Origin of the sequence: Streptomyces subrutilus, from assembly GCF_001746425.1 — a bacterium.
Classification (GTDB): domain Bacteria; phylum Actinomycetota; class Actinomycetes; order Streptomycetales; family Streptomycetaceae; genus Streptomyces; species Streptomyces subrutilus_A.
On the sequence record NZ_MEHK01000001.1, the window covers coordinates 1,163,825 to 1,182,239 of the forward strand.

The following is an 18,415-nucleotide window of genomic DNA, read 5'->3' on the forward strand; positions in this document are numbered from 1 at the left end:
CGCAGGCTCTCTCGTTCAAGAGGGATCTCGGGAAATTATCCTGCCTAACCCCCTGCTTCGCCGGAAGTCTTCCCGTCTTTCAGGGTGGAACTGATGGCTCCGCCCAGTCGCGCCATGGCCTCCCGGGCCTGCGGCAGCACCCCGGCGAGGGCCAGGAACCCGTGGAACATCCCGGGACGCTCGTCCAGAACGGAGGGGACGCCGCACTCGGCCAGCCTGCGGTGGTAGGCACGCCCCTCGTCCCGCAGCGGGTCGCACCCGGCGACCACCAGGTGCGCGGGCGGCAGCCCGGTGAGGTCCGCCCGGAGCGGCGAGGCCAGCGGATCCCCGCCGTCGCCGCCCGGACCCAGGTACTGCTCCCAGAACCAGCGCAGGTGCGCGGCGGTCAGGAAGCACCCCTCGGCGTACGTCCGGTAGGACGCCGAGTCCTGTGCGGCGTCGAGCACGGGATAGGCCAGCGCCTGGAGGGCGACGGCCGGCCCCCCGCGGGCACGGGCCAGCAGCAGTGCGGCGACGGCGAGGTTGCCCCCGGCGCTGTCCCCCGCGACGACCAGGGCGCGGGGGTCGCCGCCCAGCCGGCCCAGGTGCGCGCCGGCCCAGCACAGGGCGGCGTGGGCGTCTTCCGCGGCGGCCGGGAAGCGGTGCTCGGGAGCCCGCCGGTAGTCCACGCAGACCACGGCCGCGCCGGCCGCCCGGGACAGGGCGCGGGCGGTGGTGTCGTGGGTGTCCAGGTCGCACAGGACGAAGCCGCCGCCGTGGAGGAAGAGCACGGTGGGGCGCGGCCCGGGCCACTCCTCGGGGTCGGGCAGGTAGATCCGAACGGGGACCGGCGGGGCTCCGGGCGGGCCGGGGACCTCCAGGTCCTCGACCGCTCCGACGCGGGGCGGGTCGGCGGGCGGCCGGGGCGCGGCCGCCAGGATGCGCCGGGCCTCGCGGGCGTCGGTGACGCTCCCGCCGAGGTCGGGGAAGGCGGCGGTGAGCGCGTCGAGGTAGGGCCGGGCGGCGGGGTCGAGGCCGGGGACCGGGTCCGGGCCGGGTCCCGGGCCGGGGCCGAGGCCGCGGTCCGTGCCCGCCCGCGGGCCGGGGCCGGGGTCCGGGCCCGCCCGCCGGCCGGAGCCGAGGTCCGGGCCGGGCCGGGGGGCGGTCATCGCCGGCCCCGGAAGTGGGGGATGACCTTCTCGCCCCACTGGCGCAGGGTCTCCAGACAGGCCTCCTGCTCCACGGTGCCCATCTGGATCAGGCACATGATCTCGTCGGCCCCGGCCTCCCTGAGCCGTTCCACGTACGCGATGGCGTCGTCCGCGCGGCCGTAGGCGTGGTCGGCGTTGAAGGTGGCGGTGGAGGTGGGCCGCACCGGGATGTCCTGCTCGTGCAGCCGGGCCACCACCTGCTCGGCCGCCTCGCGCATCCGCGCGGCCTCGTCCGCGCCCGCCACCACGGCCTCGTCGGGGACGCCCGCGCCGCCGTACCAGTGGCCGATGGACTGGGCGAAGAACCGCTGGCCGCGGATGCCGATCCGGCGCGCCTCCTCCCGGTCGTCGAGCACGATGGTCGGGCAGAGCACCGAGAAGTGGTCGTTGACGGCGGTGGACACGAACCGGCTGCCGTCCCGCCCGGCGACCGCCGCGTCGTACACGGCCCGCATCCCCGCGATCGACTCCGGTCCGGCGAAGCCCATCACCAGGGCCCCGATCCCCAGCTCGGCGGCCCGCACCAGGGTCTCGCCGCAGCTGCAGGCCAGGAACAGCGGCGGATGCGGGGTCTGCGCCGGCCTCGGCAGGATCGGGTGGGGGTCGATGTCGATCAGGGGGCCGTGGTATTCCAACTCCTCCTCCTGCCAGGCCCTGCCGATGATCCGCAGGGCCTCCTCCACCTCCGCGGTGGTGCGTTCCCGGTCCACCCCGCACAGCGAGGTCTCCTGCTCGGTGCCCCCGCGCCCGGCGCCGAGGTCGAGCCGCCCGCCGGAGAGCAGGTCGAGCATGGCCGCCCGTTCGGCGACCCGCACCGGGTGGTTGAAGTTGAAGGGCATGCACACCACCCCGTGCCCGATGCGTATGGTGCTGGTCCTGGCCGCGACCCAGGTCAGGAAGATCTCCGGGGCGGACATGTGGGCGTACCACTTCAGCGAGTGGTGTTCGACCGCCCAGATCCGGTCGAAGCCCATCCGCTCGGCGAGCACGGCCTGCTCCACGCAGTCGCGGATCACCTGATGCTCGCGCTCCACGGTGGGGTCGGCGAGCTGGGCTTCGAAGATCACGGAGAATTTCACGGCGCCTCCAGGGTTGCGTCCCGTGCCCGGTCTTACTTCAATGAGCCATATGACTAATAGTCAGAAGCAAAAGAAGCAAGAGTCCGGGAAGCGGGAGCTGCCGCCGACCGCGTGGGCGGTTCTCGGCCTTCTTTCCTTCCCCGGGGAGCGCACCGGCTACGAGCTGAAGAAATGGGCGGACTCCTCCCTGCGCTTCTTCTACTGGTCGCCCGCCATCAGCCAGATCTACGCCGAGCTGCGCCGCCTGGAGGAGCTGGGCTACGCGGCTTCCGCGCGCTCGGGGCCCGAGGAGGTGCGGGCCAAGCGGCGCTACGCCATCACCGAGGCGGGACGCGAGGCGCTGGCCGGCTGGGCCGGCGGCACGGCGGACGCCGGGCCCCCGGTGCTCAAGCACGGGCTGCTGCTGCGGGTCTGGCTCGGGCACCTGGCCGAGCCGGAGCGGCTGCGCGCGATGGTGGACGAACACCTGGAGCGCACCCGGGGCGAGCTGGCGGCCGTGCGGGAGGCCCTGGCGGAGGCGGGCGAGGTCCCGGAGTGGGCCTTCCCCGCGCTCGCGCTGCGCTGGAGCGAGCGGCAGCACCTGGCGGAACTGGAGCTCGGCGAAGCCCTCCGCACCGATCTGGCGGCCCTGGACGGCCCGGCCGGCGTGGCCCGTCAAGCCGATGGGGACGCGCCCACGCCCGGGTGACGGCGACGCCCCCGCCGCCGGCCGCGCGGGGGCTCACAACCCCGACGGGAAGCGGCCGGTACGCCCCCGCGGGGCCTTGCACGGCCGGTCCCTTCGCACCTCGGGCGCACTAGCATGCGTCCTCATCGCGCGCGGCCGGTCGGGACACCGCGTCCGCGCGGGGAGCCGCCGTCGACGGAAGCGAGAGAACCTTGACTTTCCTCACCATCGGTCACCGCGGGGTCATGGGTGTCGAACCGGAGAACACCCTGCGGTCGTATCTCCGAGCGGAACGTTCCGGCATGGACGTCATCGCTCTGGACGTCCAGCTGAGCAAGGACGGCGCCCTCGTCGCCCTGCACGACCCCGAGGTGGACCGGACCACCGACGGCTCGGGCGCCGTCGCCGATCTGACCCTGGCCGAACTGCGCGGGCTGGACGCCGGTCAGGGCGAGCGCGTGCCGGTGTTCGAGGACGTCCTGGACGCGGTCCGGACCCCGCTCCAGGTGGCGGTACGGGACCGGGCCGCCGCCGGCGCGCTGGCGGAACTGCTGCTGCGCCGCGACCTGACCGGCCGGGTGGAGGTGGCCTCCTTCGACGACGCGCTGCTCGCCGAGATCGCGCGGCGGGTCCCGGGGGTCCGGACCGTGCTGTACGCGGCCGCTCCCGACGACGGTGCCGAAGGAGTCGTGGGCCGGGCGACGGCCGCGGGTGCGGCGTCGATCGCCCTGGACGTCCGGCGGCTGAGCCTGGAGGCCGTCGAAGCGGCGCACGCCGCCGGGCTGCGGGTGACCGGCCGGGCCGTGAACACCCTCGACCTGCTGCGGCTCGCGCGGGCGCTCGAACTGGACGGCGCCGTCACGGACTTCCCGGAGATCCGCAGCACGGGCCGCTTCACCGCGTAGGCCGGTCCGGCTACAGCGATTTGACCAGCAGCTCGAAGGCCAGGTCGTCGCGGAGCGGGACGCCGAAGCGCTCGTCACCGTAGGGGAAGGGGCTCAGCTCGCCGGTGCGCCGGTATCCGCGGCGCACGTAGTAGGCGATGAGCTCCTCCCGTACGTTCACCACCGTCATCCGCATCTCCTTGGCGCCCCACGCGTCACGGGCGCGACGCTCGGCCTCGGCCAGGATCTCCTTGCCGAGGCCCGCGCCCTGGAGCCCCGGGCGGACGGCGAACATTCCGAAGTAGGCGTGGTCCCCCCGGTGTTCGAGCTGGCAGCAGGCGACGATCTCGTCCGCGCGCTCGACGACCACGAGGGTGCTGTCGGCCGCGTCGATGATCTGGCGGACGCCCTCCGCGTCGGTGCGCTGCCCTTCCAGGTGGTCGGCCTCCGTGGTCCAGCCGCCGCGGCTGGCGTCACCCCGGTACGCCGACTCCACGAGGGCCACCAGCTCGCTCACGTCCGCCTCGACGGCGCTGCGGAAGCTGAGGGCGGCGGGGTTGGCGGTCGACATCGGTGACTCCGTTCTGCGCGGCGGCATGCGGCATGCCGGATACGGCAGGCAGAGCCTATCCCGGGGCCGCGTGAAGGCGCCGTGAGAGGGGCATCCCTTTCCGTGACGCCGACGAACCGGGAGGTTCCGCCGTGCACGGTTCCGCCATGTCCCCCTCCGACCTCGCCTCCGCCTGGCTGCTCGTCGTCCTGTGCGCGGTGAGCGGGGCGTACTGCCTGCGGCAGGTGCGCAGATCGGGCGGGGCCGCGGCCGGGGAGGCCGTGATGGCGTTCGGCATGGCGCTGATGGCGGTGCCCCTCGGGGACCGTGGCGGGTGGCAGGCGCTCGCGCTCGGCGCGGTGTTCTGCGCCGCCGCCCTGCACGCGGTGTGGCTGCTGCGCGGCGGGGTGCGCCACGCGCACCACCTGGTGGGCTCGCTGGCCATGGCCTACATGGCACTGATGGCGGCGGCGGGCCACGGGCACGGCGGGGGGCCGTCCCTGGTCACCGGGGTGCTGCTGCTCTACTTCGCCGGGTACGTGCTGCTGGGCGGGGCCCGGCTGGTGGCGGCGGGCGGCCCCGCGCGGGGCACCTGCCCGGTGGCGGCGGCCGAGCTGTCCCGGGCCTGCCGACTGGCCATGGGGATGGGGATGTTGGCGATGCTGCTCATGATGTGAAGGCGCGGGCGCACGTGTCCTGCGTCACCAATGCCCCGCGACCGTACCCGCAGGTAGCCCCGCGCTCATAGGCTGGCGGCCATGATGGTCCCCGTCGCCCTCCTGCTGCTCGGTGCCCTGACCGCGCTGCTCGCGCCCCGGCTGCTGGCCCGCGCCCGCTGGCCCGAGCGCGAACCCGTCGTGGCCCTGTGGGTGTGGCAGTGCGTGGTGGCCGCGGTGCTCCTGTGCTTCGGGCTGTCGATGCTGCTGAGCGCGGCCGCGGCCTGGCACGCGGTGCGCGGCCGGCTCTTCGCCGCCGCCCCGCACGGGGTCGTCGACGCCTACGCCCTGGGGGCGTCCGGCGGGCCCTGGGCCGCCGGCACCGCGCTCGTACTGGCGGGCGGGGCGCTGTGGACCGCGGCGATGCTGGCCCGGGAGGTGCTGGGGGCGCGGGCCCGGCGGCGCGCGCGGGGCAGCGAACTGCTGGTGCGGGCCCCGCTGCTGCCCGGGGAGGAGCCCACGGGCGCGCGGCTGGTCGTACTGGAGGGCCCCCGGCCGGACGCCTGGTGGCTGTCCGGGTCGGCCCCGCGGCTGGTGGTCACGACGGCGGCGCTGGGCCGGCTGAAGGGGAGCCAGCTCGACGCAGTCCTGGCCCACGAGCAGGGGCACGCGGCCGCCCGGCACGACTGGCTGCTGCACTGTTCGCGGGCCCTGGCCGGGGGTTTTCCGCAGGTGCCGGTCTTCGCGGCCTTCGAGGCGCAGATGCACCGCCTGGTCGAACTGGCCGCCGACGACGTGGCCTCGCGGCGGTACGGACGGCTCACGATCGCGCTGGCCCTGGTCGGGCTGAACGAGGACCGGGGGGTGTTCGGGCCTTCCGCGGCCCCGCAGGCACACGTCCAGGAGCGGGTGCGCCGGCTCCTGTCGGCCGCGCCCCGGCTGTCCGCGATGAGCAGGCTACGGCTGACGGCGCTGGCCGCCCTGGTGCCGGCGGTACCGCTGCTGGTGGCCTTCGTGCCCGGGCTGAGCGCCCTGGGGTAGCGGACCGCGCGCCGTCCGGGGCCGGGGGCGGTGGGTGCGAGGATCCCCCTATGCGGAACGATCACTTGCGTCAGGCGGGCATCGGCTGCGCCCTGCTCGCGGCCGTCGTGACGGCCCTGGTGGTGGCGCGGTGGCGGCCGCTGCTCTCCTTCGACGAGCAGGTGGTCCGGGATCTCCACCGGCACGCCGTCGCCCATCCCGGGGTCACGCAGACGATGCGGATCTTCAGCGACTGGGTGTGGGACCCCTGGGCCATGCGGGCCCTGACCGCCGCGGCCTGCGTGCTGCTGTGGCTGCGGGGCCGGCGGGAGTCTGCCGTGCGGCTGGGGGTGGCGGTGCTCGTGGCGACCGCGGTGCAGCAGGGACTGAAGGCTCTGGTGGGGCGGGAGCGCCCGCAGTGGCCGGATCCGGTGGACCGGGCGGAGTTCGCGGCCTATCCCTCGGGCCACGCGATGACGGCGGCCGTGGCGTGCGGGCTGCTGCTGTGGCTACTCCCCCGCCGGGCCCCGCGGGGGGCGGTGGCCGCGGCGTGGGCCGCTGCCGGGATCTCGGTGCTAGGGGTGGGCTTCACCCGGATCTACCTCGGGGTGCACTGGCCGTCGGACGTCCTGGGCGGGTGGCTGCTGGGCGCGGCCCTGGTGGTACTCGTCGCGGCCACCGCGGGCCCCCGCCGGGAGGGTGCCTGCTCTGGGCGATCCCCCGTGTCACCCAGAGCAGGCGGCCCCGCGCGCTGAGTATATTGGCTCCGAGCCAGTCAACGCAGGAGTAAGCATGTCCCCGCGCAGCGCATCGGTCAATGAAGAATTGCGCAGACGTTCCCGGGAGCGGCTGCTCCAGGCCACGGTCGAGCTCGTCGCCGAGCGGGGCTACGAGGCCACGACCCTCGGCGACATCGCCGACCGGGCGGGCGCGGCACGCGGCCTGGTCTCGTACTACTTCCCGGGCAAGCGGCAGTTGCTGCAGTCGGCGGTGCACCGGCTGATGCACCTCACCCTGGAGGCGGCCCTGGAGCGGGAGCCGCGCGGCGACGACGGGCGGGAGCGGTTGGCGCGCGCCATCGACGCCGTCCTCGGGCTGGCCCGCGACCAGCCGCTGCTGATGCGCACGCACATGGCGGGCATCCTCACGGCCGAGGGCTTCGTGCAGTGCCCGGAGCAGCAGCGGCTCGCGGAGCTGCTGCGGGACACCGTCGCGCGGTACGGCTCGCCGGACGTGGACGCGGACTATCCGCTGCTGCGGGCGCTGCTGATGGGCGCCGTGGTGGCGGTCCTGCTGCCCGGTGCGCCCATGCCCCTGGCCCGGCTGCGGGCCGAGCTGTTCCAGCGCTACGGGCTGGACTGGGAGCTCGGCGCTCCGCCGGACGGCGGGCCGCCCGGCGGAACGATTCGCTGAGGCCACCGTCACCGGCCGCCGGCGCACCGGCGGACGGGTCAGCCGCGGACCGGATCAGCGGCGGTCAGCGGTACTCGGGCTGGGTCTGGACGTTGAGCCGGTCCATCCACACCCACTTGGCGCTCTCGGTGCGCCAGTCGTCGAGCCTGAGCACGTCGAAGCCCTTGGCGATGTCGTTCGAATAGATGTGGCCGTTGTAGTAGTACGCCGACCAGGAGCCGCCGAGCCCGAGCGCGTCGGTGGTCAGCGGGCCGCGTTCGAAGTACCCGATCTCCTCGGGCCGGGCGGAGTCGGTGAAGTCCCATACCGACACACCGCCCTGGTACCACGCCTGGACCATGATGTCGCGGCCGCCGCCGACCGGGATCAGCGAGCCGTTGTGGGCCACGCAGTTCTCGGTGTCGGCCTGGTGGCGCGGGATCTTGAAGTAGCTGCGGAACGCGAGCTTGCGCTCGTCCCCGCGGCCGGTGATGTCGTAGATCCCGTCGGCGCCGCGGTTCGGGCCGGTGGCCTCGTCGCAGGTGGCGCCGCCACCGCCGCCGAGCTCGTCGGTGAACACCACCTTGTTCGCCCGCTGGTTGAAGGTGGCCGAGTGCCAGAACGCGAAGTTCACGTTGTCCTGCACCCGGTCGATGACCCTCGGCTGCTCGGGCCGGCTGATGTCGAAGAGGATGCCGTCTCCCATGCAGGCGCCGGCGGCCAGGTTCTTCGACGGCAGCACGGTGATGTCGTGGCAGCCGGTGGTCTTGGAGACGCCGGGGTTGGTGGGCCCGCCGGGGTTGCCTCCGTCCGGGAACAGGACCGGGAAGGCGACGACCGCGGCCTTGGTCGGCGCCTTCTTCGGGACCTTCACCACCGAGATGCCGTCGTGCGGCGGCTTGCAGTCGGGGAAGGCCTCGTTCGGGGAGTACGAGGCGACGTACACGTAGATGTCACGGCCGTCCGGCACCAGGGTGTGGGTGTGGGAACCGCAGTTGGTCTCGACGGACTTGATGTACCGGGGGTTCTTCTTGTCCTTGATGTCGAAGATCTTGATGCCCTCCCACGAGGACTTCTCCGTGGCGGGCTGCGTGACGCTGGTGCAGGAGTCGTCGCTGCGCGAGGAGTCGGTGGAGAGGAAGAGCAGGTCCCCGTGGACGGAGATGTCGTTCTGGCCGCCGGGGCACAGCACCTGGCTGACGGTCTTCGGCGCCCTGGGATTGGCGATGTCGTAGATCGTGAAGCCGTTGTAGTTGCCCGCGTAGGCGTACTTGCCCTGGAAGGCCAGGTCGGTGTTGATCGTCGCGGTCTCGGCGAGGGGAACGTTCGCCAGGTGCTTGATGTTCTTGCTGTGCACGATCTCGTCCTGGCCGGGGACCTCGCCGGGGGCGATCTCCCGGCCCTCGACGATGCCCGCGTCCTGCCGGCTGCCGCCGCCCGGTGCGAGGTCGCCCGGGTCGGGGGTGGCGGCCGCAGGTCCGGCGGCCAGGAGCGTGGCGAGGAGTCCGGCCGCCGCGACGGCCGCCCCTACTCTCCCTTTGCGCACTCTCGTGCTGTGGAACGAGCTCACTGTGCCCTCCCATGGGAGTCCGGTCGGTTCCGCTCGATGGGGGAACGGAACCCGGACCCCGGCAGTATCTTCCTTTCCATGGACATGGCAAAAGACCCCCGGGGACGCAAGGCACGGGAAACCCGGCGGGGCCGGTTCCCCGCGGCGGCCGTGGCCGCGGGCCTCCTGCTGGTGCTCGCCGGCTGCCAGGACGAGGACCGGCCCGGTGCGGCGGCGGCCGAGGACGGCCGGCCCGTGGTCGTCGCACCGGGCAAACCGGGCGAGAAAGCGCGCACCCTCACCCCCGAACAGGCCGCCGGGGAGAAGCCGGACGACACCCCGAACGCCGCCGACCACGCCTACGTACAGGGCATGATCGAGCACCACCGGCAGGCGCTGACGATGAGCGCGCTGGCGCCGCAGCGGGCCTCGGCGGACGGGGTCAAGCGCCTGGCGGAGCGGATCGCGGCCGCCCAGCAGCCCGAGATCGGGGCGATGGAGCGGTGGCTGGCCCGCCACCCCGCGCCGCAGGCCGGCTCCGGCGGGCACGGCCACGGCCACGGCGCGATGCCCGGCATGGCCACGGAGCAGCAGCTGCGGGAGCTGACCGGGGCCACCGGCGCCGACTTCGACCGGCTGTTCCTGAAGCTGATGACCGCGCACCACGAGGGCGCGCTGAAGATGGCGGGCCAGGCGCTGGCCGGCGGCAACAACGTCGCGGTCGAGGAGATGGCCACCGAGGTGGTGGCCACGCAGACCGCCGAGGTCCACCGGATGCGCGCGATGGGCTGACGGCCGGAGCCCCCGGTGTCATGCTGGGACCACCTGCGGGAGGAGCTCCGCCGTGCTTCGTATCGCCGTCGTCGGATCGGGCCCCAGCGGGGTCTACGCGGCCCAGACCCTGGTGCAGCAGCGCGAGGTGCCGGGGGTGCGGGTCGACGTCCTGGACCGGCTGCCGGCTCCGTACGGGCTCGTGCGGTACGGGGTCGCGCCCGACCACGAGAAGATCAAGTCGCTGCAGGGCAGCCTGCGCGCCGTGCTCGAGGACGAGCGGATCCGCTTCCTCGGGAACGTCGAGGTCGGCGGGGAGCTGCTGTCCACGGAGCGGCTGCTGGAGCTGTACCACGCGGTGGTGTACTGCGTGGGCGCGGCGCGCGACCGCATGCTGGGGATCCCCGGCGAGGAACTGGCCGGCGTGCACTCCGCGACGGCCTTCGTGTCCTGGTACAGCGGACATCCCGACGCCGTCGCCGAGGCCTTCGGGCTGGCCGAGGTGGACTCGGCGGTGGTGGTCGGCGCGGGCAACGTCGCGGTGGACGTGACCCGGATCCTGGCCCGGGGCGAGGCGGAGCTGGCGCCGACGGACATGCCTCAGCGGGCGCTCGGCGCGCTCGCCGAGAGCGGGGTGCGACGGGTGGCGATGGTGGCCCGGCGCGGTCCCTCGCAGGGCAAGTTCACCACCAAGGAGCTGCGGGAGCTGGGCACGCTGCCCGGTGTCGACGCCGTGGTGGACCCCGCCGAGGCGGCCCTCGACCCGGTGTACGGCGACCCGGCCGCTGCCGCGGCGCTGCCCGCGGTGGCCCGGCGCAACCTCGAAGTGCTGCGCGGCTGGGCGGAGCGGGGTCCGGGCGGGGCGGGGCGCCGCATCGACCTGCGGTTCTACCTGCGCCCGGTGGAGATCCTGGGCGGTCCCGACGGCCGGGTCAGCGGCATGCGCTTCGAGCGGACGGCGCCCGATGGCCGGGGCGGGGTGACCGGTACGGGCGTGTACGAGGACATCGCGGCGCAGCTGGTGCTGCGCTCGGTGGGGTACAAGGGAGTCCCGCTGGCGGGCCTGCCCTTCGACCCGGCGACGGGCACGGTCCCGCACGCGGCGGGCCGGGTGGTGCGCGCGGGCCGGGCCTCGGTCGGCGAGTACGTGGCGGGCTGGATCAAGCGCGGCCCGACCGGGGTGATCGGCACGAACCGGCCCTGCGCCAAGGAGACCGCGTCCTCGCTGCTCCAGGACGCGGGGGCGCTGGCCGGGCGCGAGCTGCCCGGCGACCCGCTGGACGCGCTGCGCGCGGCGGGGCTGCGGCCGGTGGAGTGGCCGGGCTGGCTGGCCGTGGAGACCGCCGAGGCCGATCTGGGCCGCTCGCTGGGCCGCCGCTCGGTGAAGATCCCCGACTGGCAGGGCCTGTTGGGCGCGGCCGGGCTGGCCTGAGGGGTCGCTTCAGGCCTTGCCCAGGCGGGCTTCCTCGGCGGCGGCCGCCGTGAGCACGCTGTCGAGGAGGCCGGGGAAGAGGTCCTCCAGCTCATCGCGGCGCAGGGCGTTGAGCTTGGTGGTGCCGCGGTAGGTCTGGCGTACGACGCCGCTCTCCCGCAGGACGCGGAAGTGGTGGGTGGTCGTGGACTTGGTGACCGGCAGGTCGAAGGAGGAGCAGGCCAGCGCGGAGGCCGAGCCGTCCAGGTCCCGGACGATGGAGAGCCGGACCGGGTCGGAGAGCGCGTGCAGCACTCCTTCCAAGCGGATGGCGGCCGCGTCGGGGTGGGCCAGGGCGCGGGCCGCGTCACGTTCCGTCATGTGCCTGCTCCGCTCGCTCGCCTGGATGGTCGGGCCCCATCGTACGAGAGTCATCGTAGGAGCCGGGCCGGATGCGGCCCGGCCTCACCGGAACCGGTCCCTCACGGGTCCCGGTCCCTCACCGGAACCGGTGAGGCGCCGGGACCGCGCGTCACCAGGACCGGTGGTACGGGGCCGGCGTACGGATCTCCGCGCCCAGTTCGGCGGCCGCGCGGCGGGCCCAGTACGGGTCGCGCAGCAGCTCCCGCCCCAGCAGGACCGCGTCGGCCTCGCCGTTCGCCAGGATCTTCTCGGCCTGCTCCGGTTCGGTGATCAGGCCGACGGCGGCCGTGGGCAGGCTCGTCTCGGCCTTGACCCGGGCGGCGAAGGGCACCTGGTAGCCCGGGCCGACCGGGATCGTCACGCCGGGGGCGAGGCCGCCGGTGGAGACGTCGAGGAGGTCCACCCCGTGCTCCTGGAGCAGCCGGGCCAGCCGAACCGTCTCGTCGGCGGTCCAGCCGTCCGCCTCCAGCCAGTCGGTGGCGGAGATCCGGAAGAAGAGCGGGAGCTCGTCGGGCCACACCGACCGTACGGCGTCGACGACCTCGAGGGCGAAGCGGGTGCGGTTGTCGAAGGAGCCGCCGTACGCGTCGGTGCGCTTGTTGCTGTGCGGGGAGAGGAATTCGCCGATCAGGTAGCCGTGCGCGCCGTGGATCTCCACGACCTCGTAGCCCGCCGCGAGCGCCCGCTCGGCCGCGGCCGCGAACTGTCCGACGACCTCCCGGATCTCATCGGCCGTCAGCTCGTGGGGCACCGGGTGGGCTTCGGAGAACGGCACGGCGCGGGGCGCGAGCGCCTGCCAGCCGTGCTCCTCGGGGCCGACGGGGCCGCCGCCCTTCCAGGGGCGGTCGGTGGACGCCTTGCGTCCGGCGTGGGCGATCTGGATGCCGGGGACGGTGCCCTGGGCCTTCAGGAAGCCGGTGATCCGGCGCAGCGCCTCGACCTGGGTGTCGTTCCAGATGCCGAGGTCGTAGGGGGAGATCCGGCCCTCCGGGGAGACGGCGGTGGCCTCCTGGATGATCAGGCCGGTGCCGCCGGCGGCGCGGGCCGCGTAGTGGGCGAAGTGCCAGTCGTGGGCCACGCCCGCGTTCGGGCCGGCGGGCTCGGCGCTGTACTGGCACATCGCGGCCATCCACACGCGGTTCGGGACGGTGACCGAGCGGAGGGTGTAGGGCGCGAACAGGGCGGCGAAGGCAGCGGGGGCAGCACTCATCGGGGGCTCTCCAGACGTCACCGGCGGACCGGGGATCGGCGGCTAAGTACGAGAGTAACCGTACTACGAAAACCCTCGTACTACGAGACCTCTCGTACAAGTGCGTCGAGCTCCTCGCGCAGCGCCTGTGCGAGGGCGGGCAGATCCGGGACGGCGGCCGCATCGGCGACGATGCCGTAATGGGCGGTCCCCTTGTAGGTGGAGACCGCGACGGCCAGGGACTGCCCGTGGGCCAGCGGGGCGAGCGGATAGACCTCGCGGACCCGGCTCCCGCCGAGGGAGAAGGTCAGGCCGGGCAGCGGAACGCTGGTCACCAGGATGTCGAAGAGCAGCCGGGCGGCCTGGGCGACGTACGGCCCGCCGAGCCGGTGGCCGAGCGGATGGACGTGGTCGGCGAGCAGGGCGACGGCCCCCGCGCCGCGCGCCGGACCCGCGTCCTTGTTGCGGTCCATCGCCGCCCTCACGCGGCCCAGGCGCAGCAGCGGGTCCCGTTCGGCGAGCGGCAGCCGCAGCAGGTATCCGGAGAGCCGGTTGCCCCCGCCGCCTCCGGGCCGGCCGCGGCGGGACACCGGGATCAGGGCACGCGGGCCCGGCCCGCGGGGCGCGGGGTCGCCCCGGCCCTCCAGCCAACGCCGCAGCCCGCCGGCGACCACCGAGATCAGCACGTCGTTGACGGTGCCTCCGGCGGCCTTGCGGACGAGGCCGACCTCGTCGAGGTCGAGGGCGAGCCCCGCGACCGTACGGGCGCTCGTGCCGGAGGCTCCCGCGGTGAGCGCGCCGGGGACCCCCAGCGGCAGCCCGGCCCGGGCCACGGCGGCGCCGATCTCCAGGGCCTGGCCTACCTCCTGGACCCGGGCCGCGAAGAATCCCGGCAGCCGGCGCAGGGCGGAGCCGGCCCGCTGCTCGGGGACGGGCCGCCCCGCGGGGCCGGACCGGGCGGGCGGCCGCAGGTCCGGACCCTCGTCGAACAGCGCCGCCGCCAGGGCGAGCGCGCCCAGGCCGTCGGCGAGGGCGTGGTGGAACTTGAACAGCACGGCGAAGGAGTCCGGGTCGGGCCCGGCCAGCACGTGCGCCTCCCAGGGCGGCAGATCCCGGTCCAGGGGCCGCGCCATCAGCGGGCTCGCGGCGGTGTGCGCGGGCTCCTCCGTGCGGACGAGGAACACGTGCCGCGCCGGGTCGAAACGGGGGTCGGACGACCAGGCGGCCGCGCCGACCGGCAGCAGGACGTCCCGGATCCGGCGGCGCAGGCCCGGTACGGCGGCGCAGCGGGCGGTGAGCAGTTCGGCGGCGTGTTCGGCGGCGCCGGGTCCACGGCCGTCGGCCGTGAAGACGGCGAGTGCGCCGAGGTGCATGGGGTGGGCGGCGGATTCGATCCGCCAGAAGGCCAGGTCGAGCGGGGACAGGTGCTCCGTTGCCACGTGCGTCCTCTCGCGTGCTGCTGCGGTGGCTTGAAGTCAATCCATTCCGCACACCCACATGCAAGCAACAACCAATTCTCGATCGTAAACGAGTCGTAAATGATCCGTATCAACCAGCGGCTCGGGACACCGCGCCGCCCGCCGGGCCGCTGTCGGTGGGCGGGTGCAGACTGGCCGAAAAGCTCCGATGCATGGACGACGAAGTCCGGAGGTACCGGCCATGGCCGACGTACTGCTGCTCGTGGGTACCCGCAAGGGACTCTTCATCGGCCGCCGCCGGGGCGCGGCGCCGTGGGAGTTCGACGGCCCCCACTTCAATGCCCAGGCCGTGTACGCGGTCGCCGTCGACCGGCGGGGGCCGGCGCCCCGGCTGCTGGTCGGCGGGGACAGTTCACACTGGGGACCGTCCGTCTTCAGCTCCGACGACCTCGGGGCGACGTGGCGGGAGCCCGCCGCGGCCGCGGTGCGGTTCCCCCAGGACACCGGAGCCTCCCTGGAGCGCGTCTGGCAGCTCCAGCCCGCCGGCCCGGAGGCCCCGGACGTGGTCTACGCGGGCACCGAGCCGGCCGCGCTGTTCCGGTCGGCGGACCGCGGCGAGTCCTTCGAGCTGGTCCGCCCGCTGTGGGAGCACCCGAGCCGCGGCAGCTGGCAGCCCGGCGGCGGCGGCGAGGGCCTGCACACGGTGATCACCGATCCGCGCGACCGGGACGCGGTGACCGTGGCCGTCTCCACCGCCGGGGTGTTCCGGACGAAGGACGGCGGAGCCAGCTGGGAGCCCTCCAACAACGGGGTGTCCGCGGTGTTCCTGCCCGATCCGAACCCCGAGTTCGGCCAGTGCGTCCACAAGATCGCCCAGGACGCCGGAAACACGGACCGGTTGTACCTGCAGAACCACTGGGGCGTCTACCGCAGCGACGACGCGGGGACCCGGTGGACCGACATCGGCGGCGGGCTGCCCTCCGACTTCGGCTTCGCGGTGGCCGCCCACCCCCACCAGCCCGACACCGCCTACGTCTTCCCGCTCAACGCCGACTCCGACCGGGTGCCGGCCGAGCACCGGTGCCGGGTCTTCCGCACCCGGGACGCGGGCGCCAGCTGGGAGCCGCTCACGAAGGGGCTGCCGGACGGGGACCACTACGGCACGGTGCTGCGGGACGCGCTGTGCACGGACGACGCCGATCCGGCGGGGATCTACTTCGGCAACCGCAACGGCGAGCTGTACGCCAGCCACGACGACGGGGAGACCTGGCAGCTGCTGGCGGAGCACCTGCCCGACGTCCTGTGCGTGCGGGCGGCGACGATCGGCCAGTAGAGTGATCCACCGTGGCAGCACGACCGTTGAACGAGATCGTCGAGCCGGGCTGGGCCCGGGCTCTGGAGCCGGTGGCGGGGCAGATCGCCGCGATGGGGGACTTCCTGCGCGCCGAGATCGCGGCGGGCCGGACCTATGTCCCGGCCGGGGCGAACGTCCTGCGCGCCTTCCAGCAGCCCTTCGACGAGGTGAAGGTACTGATCGTGGGCCAGGACCCGTACCCCACTCCGGGGCACGCGGTGGGCCTGTCCTTCTCGGTCGCGCCGCAGGTGCGGCCGGTGCCGCCGAGCCTCGACAACATCTTCCTGGAGCTGCACCGGGACCTCGGCACCGGCCGCCCCGCCAACGGCGACCTCACCCCGTGGACCCGGCAGGGCGTGCTGCTGCTCAACCGCTCGCTGACCACGGCGCCCCGCAGGTCCAACGCCCACCAGGGCAAGGGCTGGGAGGCCGTCACCGACCAGGCCATCCGGGCGCTCGCCGCGCGCGGCAAGCCGCTGGTGTCCATCCTCTGGGGCCGGGCGGCCCGCAACCTGCGGCCGCTCCTCGGGGAACTGCCGGTGGTGGAGTCCTCCCACCCCTCCCCCAAGTCGGCCGATTTCGGGTTCTTCGGATCCAGGCCGTTCAGCCGCACCAACCAGCTGCTGGCGGACCAAGGCTCACAGCCTGTGGACTGGCGCTTGCCGTCCGTGAGTTGAGCCCTGTCGGCCCTTCACCGGATAAATACGGACAGATGCCACCGGAGAAGGCCCTGCCCGAACACCCGGATCCGATAAGCCAGTAGCATGCGGCGCCATGAGCTCCCCCACTGGGCCCGCAAATGGCCTGCCCGTACGAATGCCGCGACCCCGCCAGACCGGACGGCACCGCCGGCCCGAGCCCGCGGTGGCGCCCGAGGGCGCGCCCGCGCTGGTGCTCGCCGTGCCCGGTGTCCCTTCGGCCGTCTCGCGCGGGCTGGCGGAAGAGATCATCAGCATCGGCCGTTCCGAGCTGCCGGGCCTCGATGCCCGCATCGGGTTCCTCGAGGGTGACGACGCCTCCGAGTTCCCGTCCCTGTCCGGGGTGCTGACCGCCGTCGCGACCGAGCGTGCCGCGCGTGCGGAGTTCGCCCGCGCCGCCGGCCACGAGGTGCCCGCACCGACCGGCCCGGACGCCGTGGTGGTCCCGCTGCTGGCCGGCCCCGACGGCGACCTGCTGCGCCGGGTCCGCCAGGCGCTGATGGACTCCTCGGCCGCGGCCGAGCTGGCCGACGTGCTCGGTCCGCACCCGCTGCTCGCCGAGGGCCTGCACGTGCGCCTGTCCGAGGCGGGCCTGGCCCGTGCCGACCGCGCCCGGCTGTTCACCGTGACCACCGCCGCCGACGGCATCGTGCTGGCCACGACCGGTGGCGAGGAGGCCGTACAGGCCGCCGGGATCACCGGGATGCTGCTCGCCGCCCGGCTCGCCGTACCGGTCAAGGCGGCCGCGCTCGACGAGGAGGGCTCGGTGGCCGCCGTCGCCGAGCAGCTGCGCCGCGAGGGCTCCACGCAGCTCGCGCTCGCCCCGTACCTGATCGGCCCGGAAGCCGCCGAGGGGCTGCTGGACAGCGCCTGCAAGGAAGCCGACTGCGCCGCCTCCGAGGTGCTGGGCGCCTACGGCGCGCTCGGCAAGCTCGCCGTAGCGCAGTACTCGGCGGCCCTCGGACTCAGCCAGGGCGCCTCCGCCCACTGATCCCGCACGCACCACGACGCGAGGGCCCCCGCCGACACCGGCGGGGGCCCTCGCGTCTGCGGGCGTCAGTCGAAGACCACGCAGGTGGCGGCGGGCACGGCCACCGAGCCGGCCCGGCGCGGCTGCCCGGTCACGGGGTCGACGTCGAACCAGGTGACGTCCCCCGAGCGCTCGTTGGCCGCGTACAGCCGGCGCCCCGCGGGGTCGGCCGCGAGGTCCCGCGGCCAGCTGCCGCCGCAGCGGACGACGCCGGTGAGCTCCGGCTTCTCGGCGCCCGCGGCCAGCGAGAGGGTGACGATGGTGTCGGCCCCGCGGACGGCCGCCCACACGAAGCGGCCGTCCGGCGAGGCCACGACTGCCGAGGGGTAGGCCCGTACGGCCCCTGACGGGCCCGCGGAGGCGATCGGAACCTCGGCGACCGGTTCCAGTTGCCCGGCGGCCGCGTTCCAGCGGCAGACGGTCAGCTGCGGCTCCAGCTCGTGCAGGACGTAGGCGACCGTGCCGTCCGGGTGGAAGGCGAGGTGCCGGGGTCCGGTTCCGGCACGCAGAACGGTCTCGGTGTGGGGCCGCGGCCCGCCGGAGGCCGGGTCGAGCGCGCAGACCCGTACCGAGTCGGTGCCGAGGTCCACGCTGAGCACCCAGCGGCCGCTCGGGTCGGGCACCACCTGGTGCGCGTGCGGCCGTTCCTGACGGTCGGGGTCGGGGCCCGACCCCTCGTGCGCGAGGACGGCCGCGGGGCCGCCCGGGCTGCCGTCGGCGGCGAGCGGCAGGCTGCTGACGCTGCCCGAGGTGTAGTTGGCGGTGAGCAGCCGGCCTCCGGCCAGGCTGAGGTGGGTGGGCCCGGAGCCGCCGACGGGGACGGGGGCGCCGAGCGGGGCGAGGCCCTCGGCGGTGGGCGTGAAGGCGGCCACCGCTCCGTCTCCGGTCTCGCTCACGGCGTAGAGCACGCCCGCGCCGGGGTCGAGGGCGAGGTACGAGGGGTCCGCGACGGCTGCGCCGGTGGCCGCGAGCGGGGTCAGGGCTCCGGTGGCCGGATCCACGGCCGCGGTGGTGACACCGCGGCCGCCCCCCGAGGTGAACGAGCCGATGTAGGCCCGGTGTCCGCCGCCCTGGTCCGAGTTCTGCGCGCCGTCCACGGGATGCCCCTCTCCGCCGTTCCGGATCCGTCCGGAG

General features: G+C 74.5%; 19 protein-coding genes. 11 read left to right on the top strand and 8 right to left on the bottom strand.

Features of this window, described 5'->3' with window-relative positions; genetic code table 11:
* Positions 1–44 precede the first annotated feature (44 nt).
* Both BGK67_RS06220 and BGK67_RS06225 read right to left on the bottom strand, forming a co-directional pair.
* Complete coding sequence (locus BGK67_RS06220; RefSeq protein ID WP_079154049.1) at positions 45–1,148, bottom strand: alpha/beta hydrolase; 1,104 nt, start codon at positions 1,146–1,148, stop codon at positions 45–47.
* The gene (locus BGK67_RS06225) at positions 1,145–2,269 is read right to left on the bottom strand and encodes an LLM class flavin-dependent oxidoreductase (RefSeq protein ID WP_069918959.1); all 1,125 of its coding nucleotides are present in this window, start codon (positions 2,267–2,269) and stop codon (positions 1,145–1,147) included. Before BGK67_RS06225 ends, BGK67_RS06220 begins: the two co-directional genes overlap by 4 nt.
* A 49-nt stretch (positions 2,270–2,318) precedes the next feature.
* Between BGK67_RS06225 and BGK67_RS06230 the strand changes: the two genes are divergently transcribed.
* Positions 2,319–2,957 carry a PadR family transcriptional regulator gene (locus tag BGK67_RS06230; RefSeq protein ID WP_069918960.1) on the top strand — a complete coding sequence of 213 codons (639 nt, stop codon included), beginning with the start codon at positions 2,319–2,321 and terminating at the stop codon, positions 2,955–2,957.
* Between the two features lie 191 nt (positions 2,958–3,148).
* On the top strand, positions 3,149–3,841 hold the full coding sequence (locus BGK67_RS06235; RefSeq protein ID WP_069918961.1) for a glycerophosphodiester phosphodiesterase: 693 nt from the start codon (positions 3,149–3,151) through the stop codon (positions 3,839–3,841).
* A gap of 10 nt (positions 3,842–3,851) precedes the next feature.
* On the opposite strand, the gene BGK67_RS06240 is transcribed toward BGK67_RS06235, so the two are convergent.
* A complete protein-coding gene (locus BGK67_RS06240) occupies positions 3,852–4,391 on the bottom strand; it encodes a GNAT family N-acetyltransferase (protein WP_069918962.1) in 540 nt (179 codons plus the stop codon).
* A gap of 146 nt (positions 4,392–4,537) precedes the next feature.
* Here BGK67_RS06240 and BGK67_RS06245 point away from each other — a divergent pair, with 146 nt between their 5' ends.
* From BGK67_RS06245 to BGK67_RS06260, 4 genes are all read left to right on the top strand, one after another.
* Positions 4,538–5,047, top strand: a complete 510-nt coding sequence (locus BGK67_RS06245) for a DUF5134 domain-containing protein (RefSeq protein WP_069923668.1) — start codon at positions 4,538–4,540, stop codon at positions 5,045–5,047.
* Between the two features lie 81 nt (positions 5,048–5,128).
* Entirely contained in the window at positions 5,129–6,067 is a 939-nt protein-coding gene (locus tag BGK67_RS06250; RefSeq protein ID WP_069918963.1) for a M56 family metallopeptidase, read from the top strand.
* A gap of 50 nt (positions 6,068–6,117) precedes the next feature.
* Entirely contained in the window at positions 6,118–6,801 is a 684-nt protein-coding gene (locus BGK67_RS06255) for a phosphatase PAP2 family protein (protein ID WP_069918964.1), read from the top strand.
* Positions 6,802–6,838: 37 nt separating this feature from the next.
* Positions 6,839–7,459: a TetR/AcrR family transcriptional regulator gene (locus tag BGK67_RS06260; protein ID WP_069918965.1), complete on the top strand. Its 621-nt coding sequence runs from the start codon at positions 6,839–6,841 to the stop codon at positions 7,457–7,459.
* A 64-nt stretch (positions 7,460–7,523) separates the two neighbouring features.
* Here the strand turns inward: BGK67_RS06260 and BGK67_RS06265 are convergent, their stop codons facing one another.
* Positions 7,524–9,008 carry an LVIVD repeat-containing protein gene (locus BGK67_RS06265; RefSeq protein ID WP_069918966.1) on the bottom strand — a complete coding sequence of 495 codons (1,485 nt, stop codon included), beginning with the start codon at positions 9,006–9,008 and terminating at the stop codon, positions 7,524–7,526.
* A gap of 78 nt (positions 9,009–9,086) precedes the next feature.
* Here BGK67_RS06265 and BGK67_RS06270 point away from each other — a divergent pair, with 78 nt between their 5' ends.
* Positions 9,087–9,779: a DUF305 domain-containing protein gene (locus BGK67_RS06270; RefSeq protein WP_244291159.1), complete on the top strand. Its 693-nt coding sequence runs from the start codon at positions 9,087–9,089 to the stop codon at positions 9,777–9,779.
* 52 nt (positions 9,780–9,831) lie between these two features.
* The gene (locus BGK67_RS06275) at positions 9,832–11,190 is read left to right on the top strand and encodes an FAD-dependent oxidoreductase (RefSeq protein ID WP_069918967.1); all 1,359 of its coding nucleotides are present in this window, start codon (positions 9,832–9,834) and stop codon (positions 11,188–11,190) included.
* 9 nt (positions 11,191–11,199) lie between these two features.
* On the opposite strand, the gene BGK67_RS06280 is transcribed toward BGK67_RS06275, so the two are convergent.
* The 3 genes from BGK67_RS06280 to BGK67_RS06290 all read right to left on the bottom strand — a co-directional run bounded on the left by BGK67_RS06280 (position 11,200) and on the right by BGK67_RS06290 (position 14,220).
* Positions 11,200–11,550 (bottom strand): ArsR/SmtB family transcription factor, encoded by a 351-nt coding sequence (locus BGK67_RS06280; RefSeq protein ID WP_069918968.1) that lies wholly within the window; start codon positions 11,548–11,550, stop codon positions 11,200–11,202.
* A 151-nt stretch (positions 11,551–11,701) separates the two neighbouring features.
* Positions 11,702–12,802 (bottom strand): NADH:flavin oxidoreductase/NADH oxidase, encoded by a 1,101-nt coding sequence (locus tag BGK67_RS06285; RefSeq protein WP_069918969.1) that lies wholly within the window; start codon positions 12,800–12,802, stop codon positions 11,702–11,704.
* Positions 12,803–12,882: 80 nt separating this feature from the next.
* The gene (locus BGK67_RS06290; RefSeq protein WP_069918970.1) at positions 12,883–14,220 is read right to left on the bottom strand and encodes a wax ester/triacylglycerol synthase family O-acyltransferase; all 1,338 of its coding nucleotides are present in this window, start codon (positions 14,218–14,220) and stop codon (positions 12,883–12,885) included.
* Between the two features lie 220 nt (positions 14,221–14,440).
* On the opposite strand from BGK67_RS06290, the gene BGK67_RS06295 reads away from it, so the two are divergent.
* From BGK67_RS06295 to BGK67_RS06305, 3 genes are all read left to right on the top strand, one after another.
* Positions 14,441–15,532, top strand: coding sequence for a WD40/YVTN/BNR-like repeat-containing protein (locus BGK67_RS06295; protein WP_069918971.1), 1,092 nt, complete (start codon positions 14,441–14,443; stop codon positions 15,530–15,532).
* A gap of 11 nt (positions 15,533–15,543) precedes the next feature.
* Entirely contained in the window at positions 15,544–16,230 is a 687-nt protein-coding gene (locus BGK67_RS06300) for a uracil-DNA glycosylase (protein WP_069918972.1), read from the top strand.
* A 97-nt stretch (positions 16,231–16,327) separates the two neighbouring features.
* Positions 16,328–17,242: a sirohydrochlorin chelatase gene (locus BGK67_RS06305; protein WP_079154050.1), complete on the top strand. Its 915-nt coding sequence runs from the start codon at positions 16,328–16,330 to the stop codon at positions 17,240–17,242.
* A 65-nt stretch (positions 17,243–17,307) separates the two neighbouring features.
* Here the strand turns inward: BGK67_RS06305 and BGK67_RS06310 are convergent, their stop codons facing one another.
* Positions 17,308–18,378, bottom strand: coding sequence for a lactonase family protein (locus tag BGK67_RS06310; protein WP_069918974.1), 1,071 nt, complete (start codon positions 18,376–18,378; stop codon positions 17,308–17,310).
* Positions 18,379–18,415 lie beyond the last annotated feature (37 nt).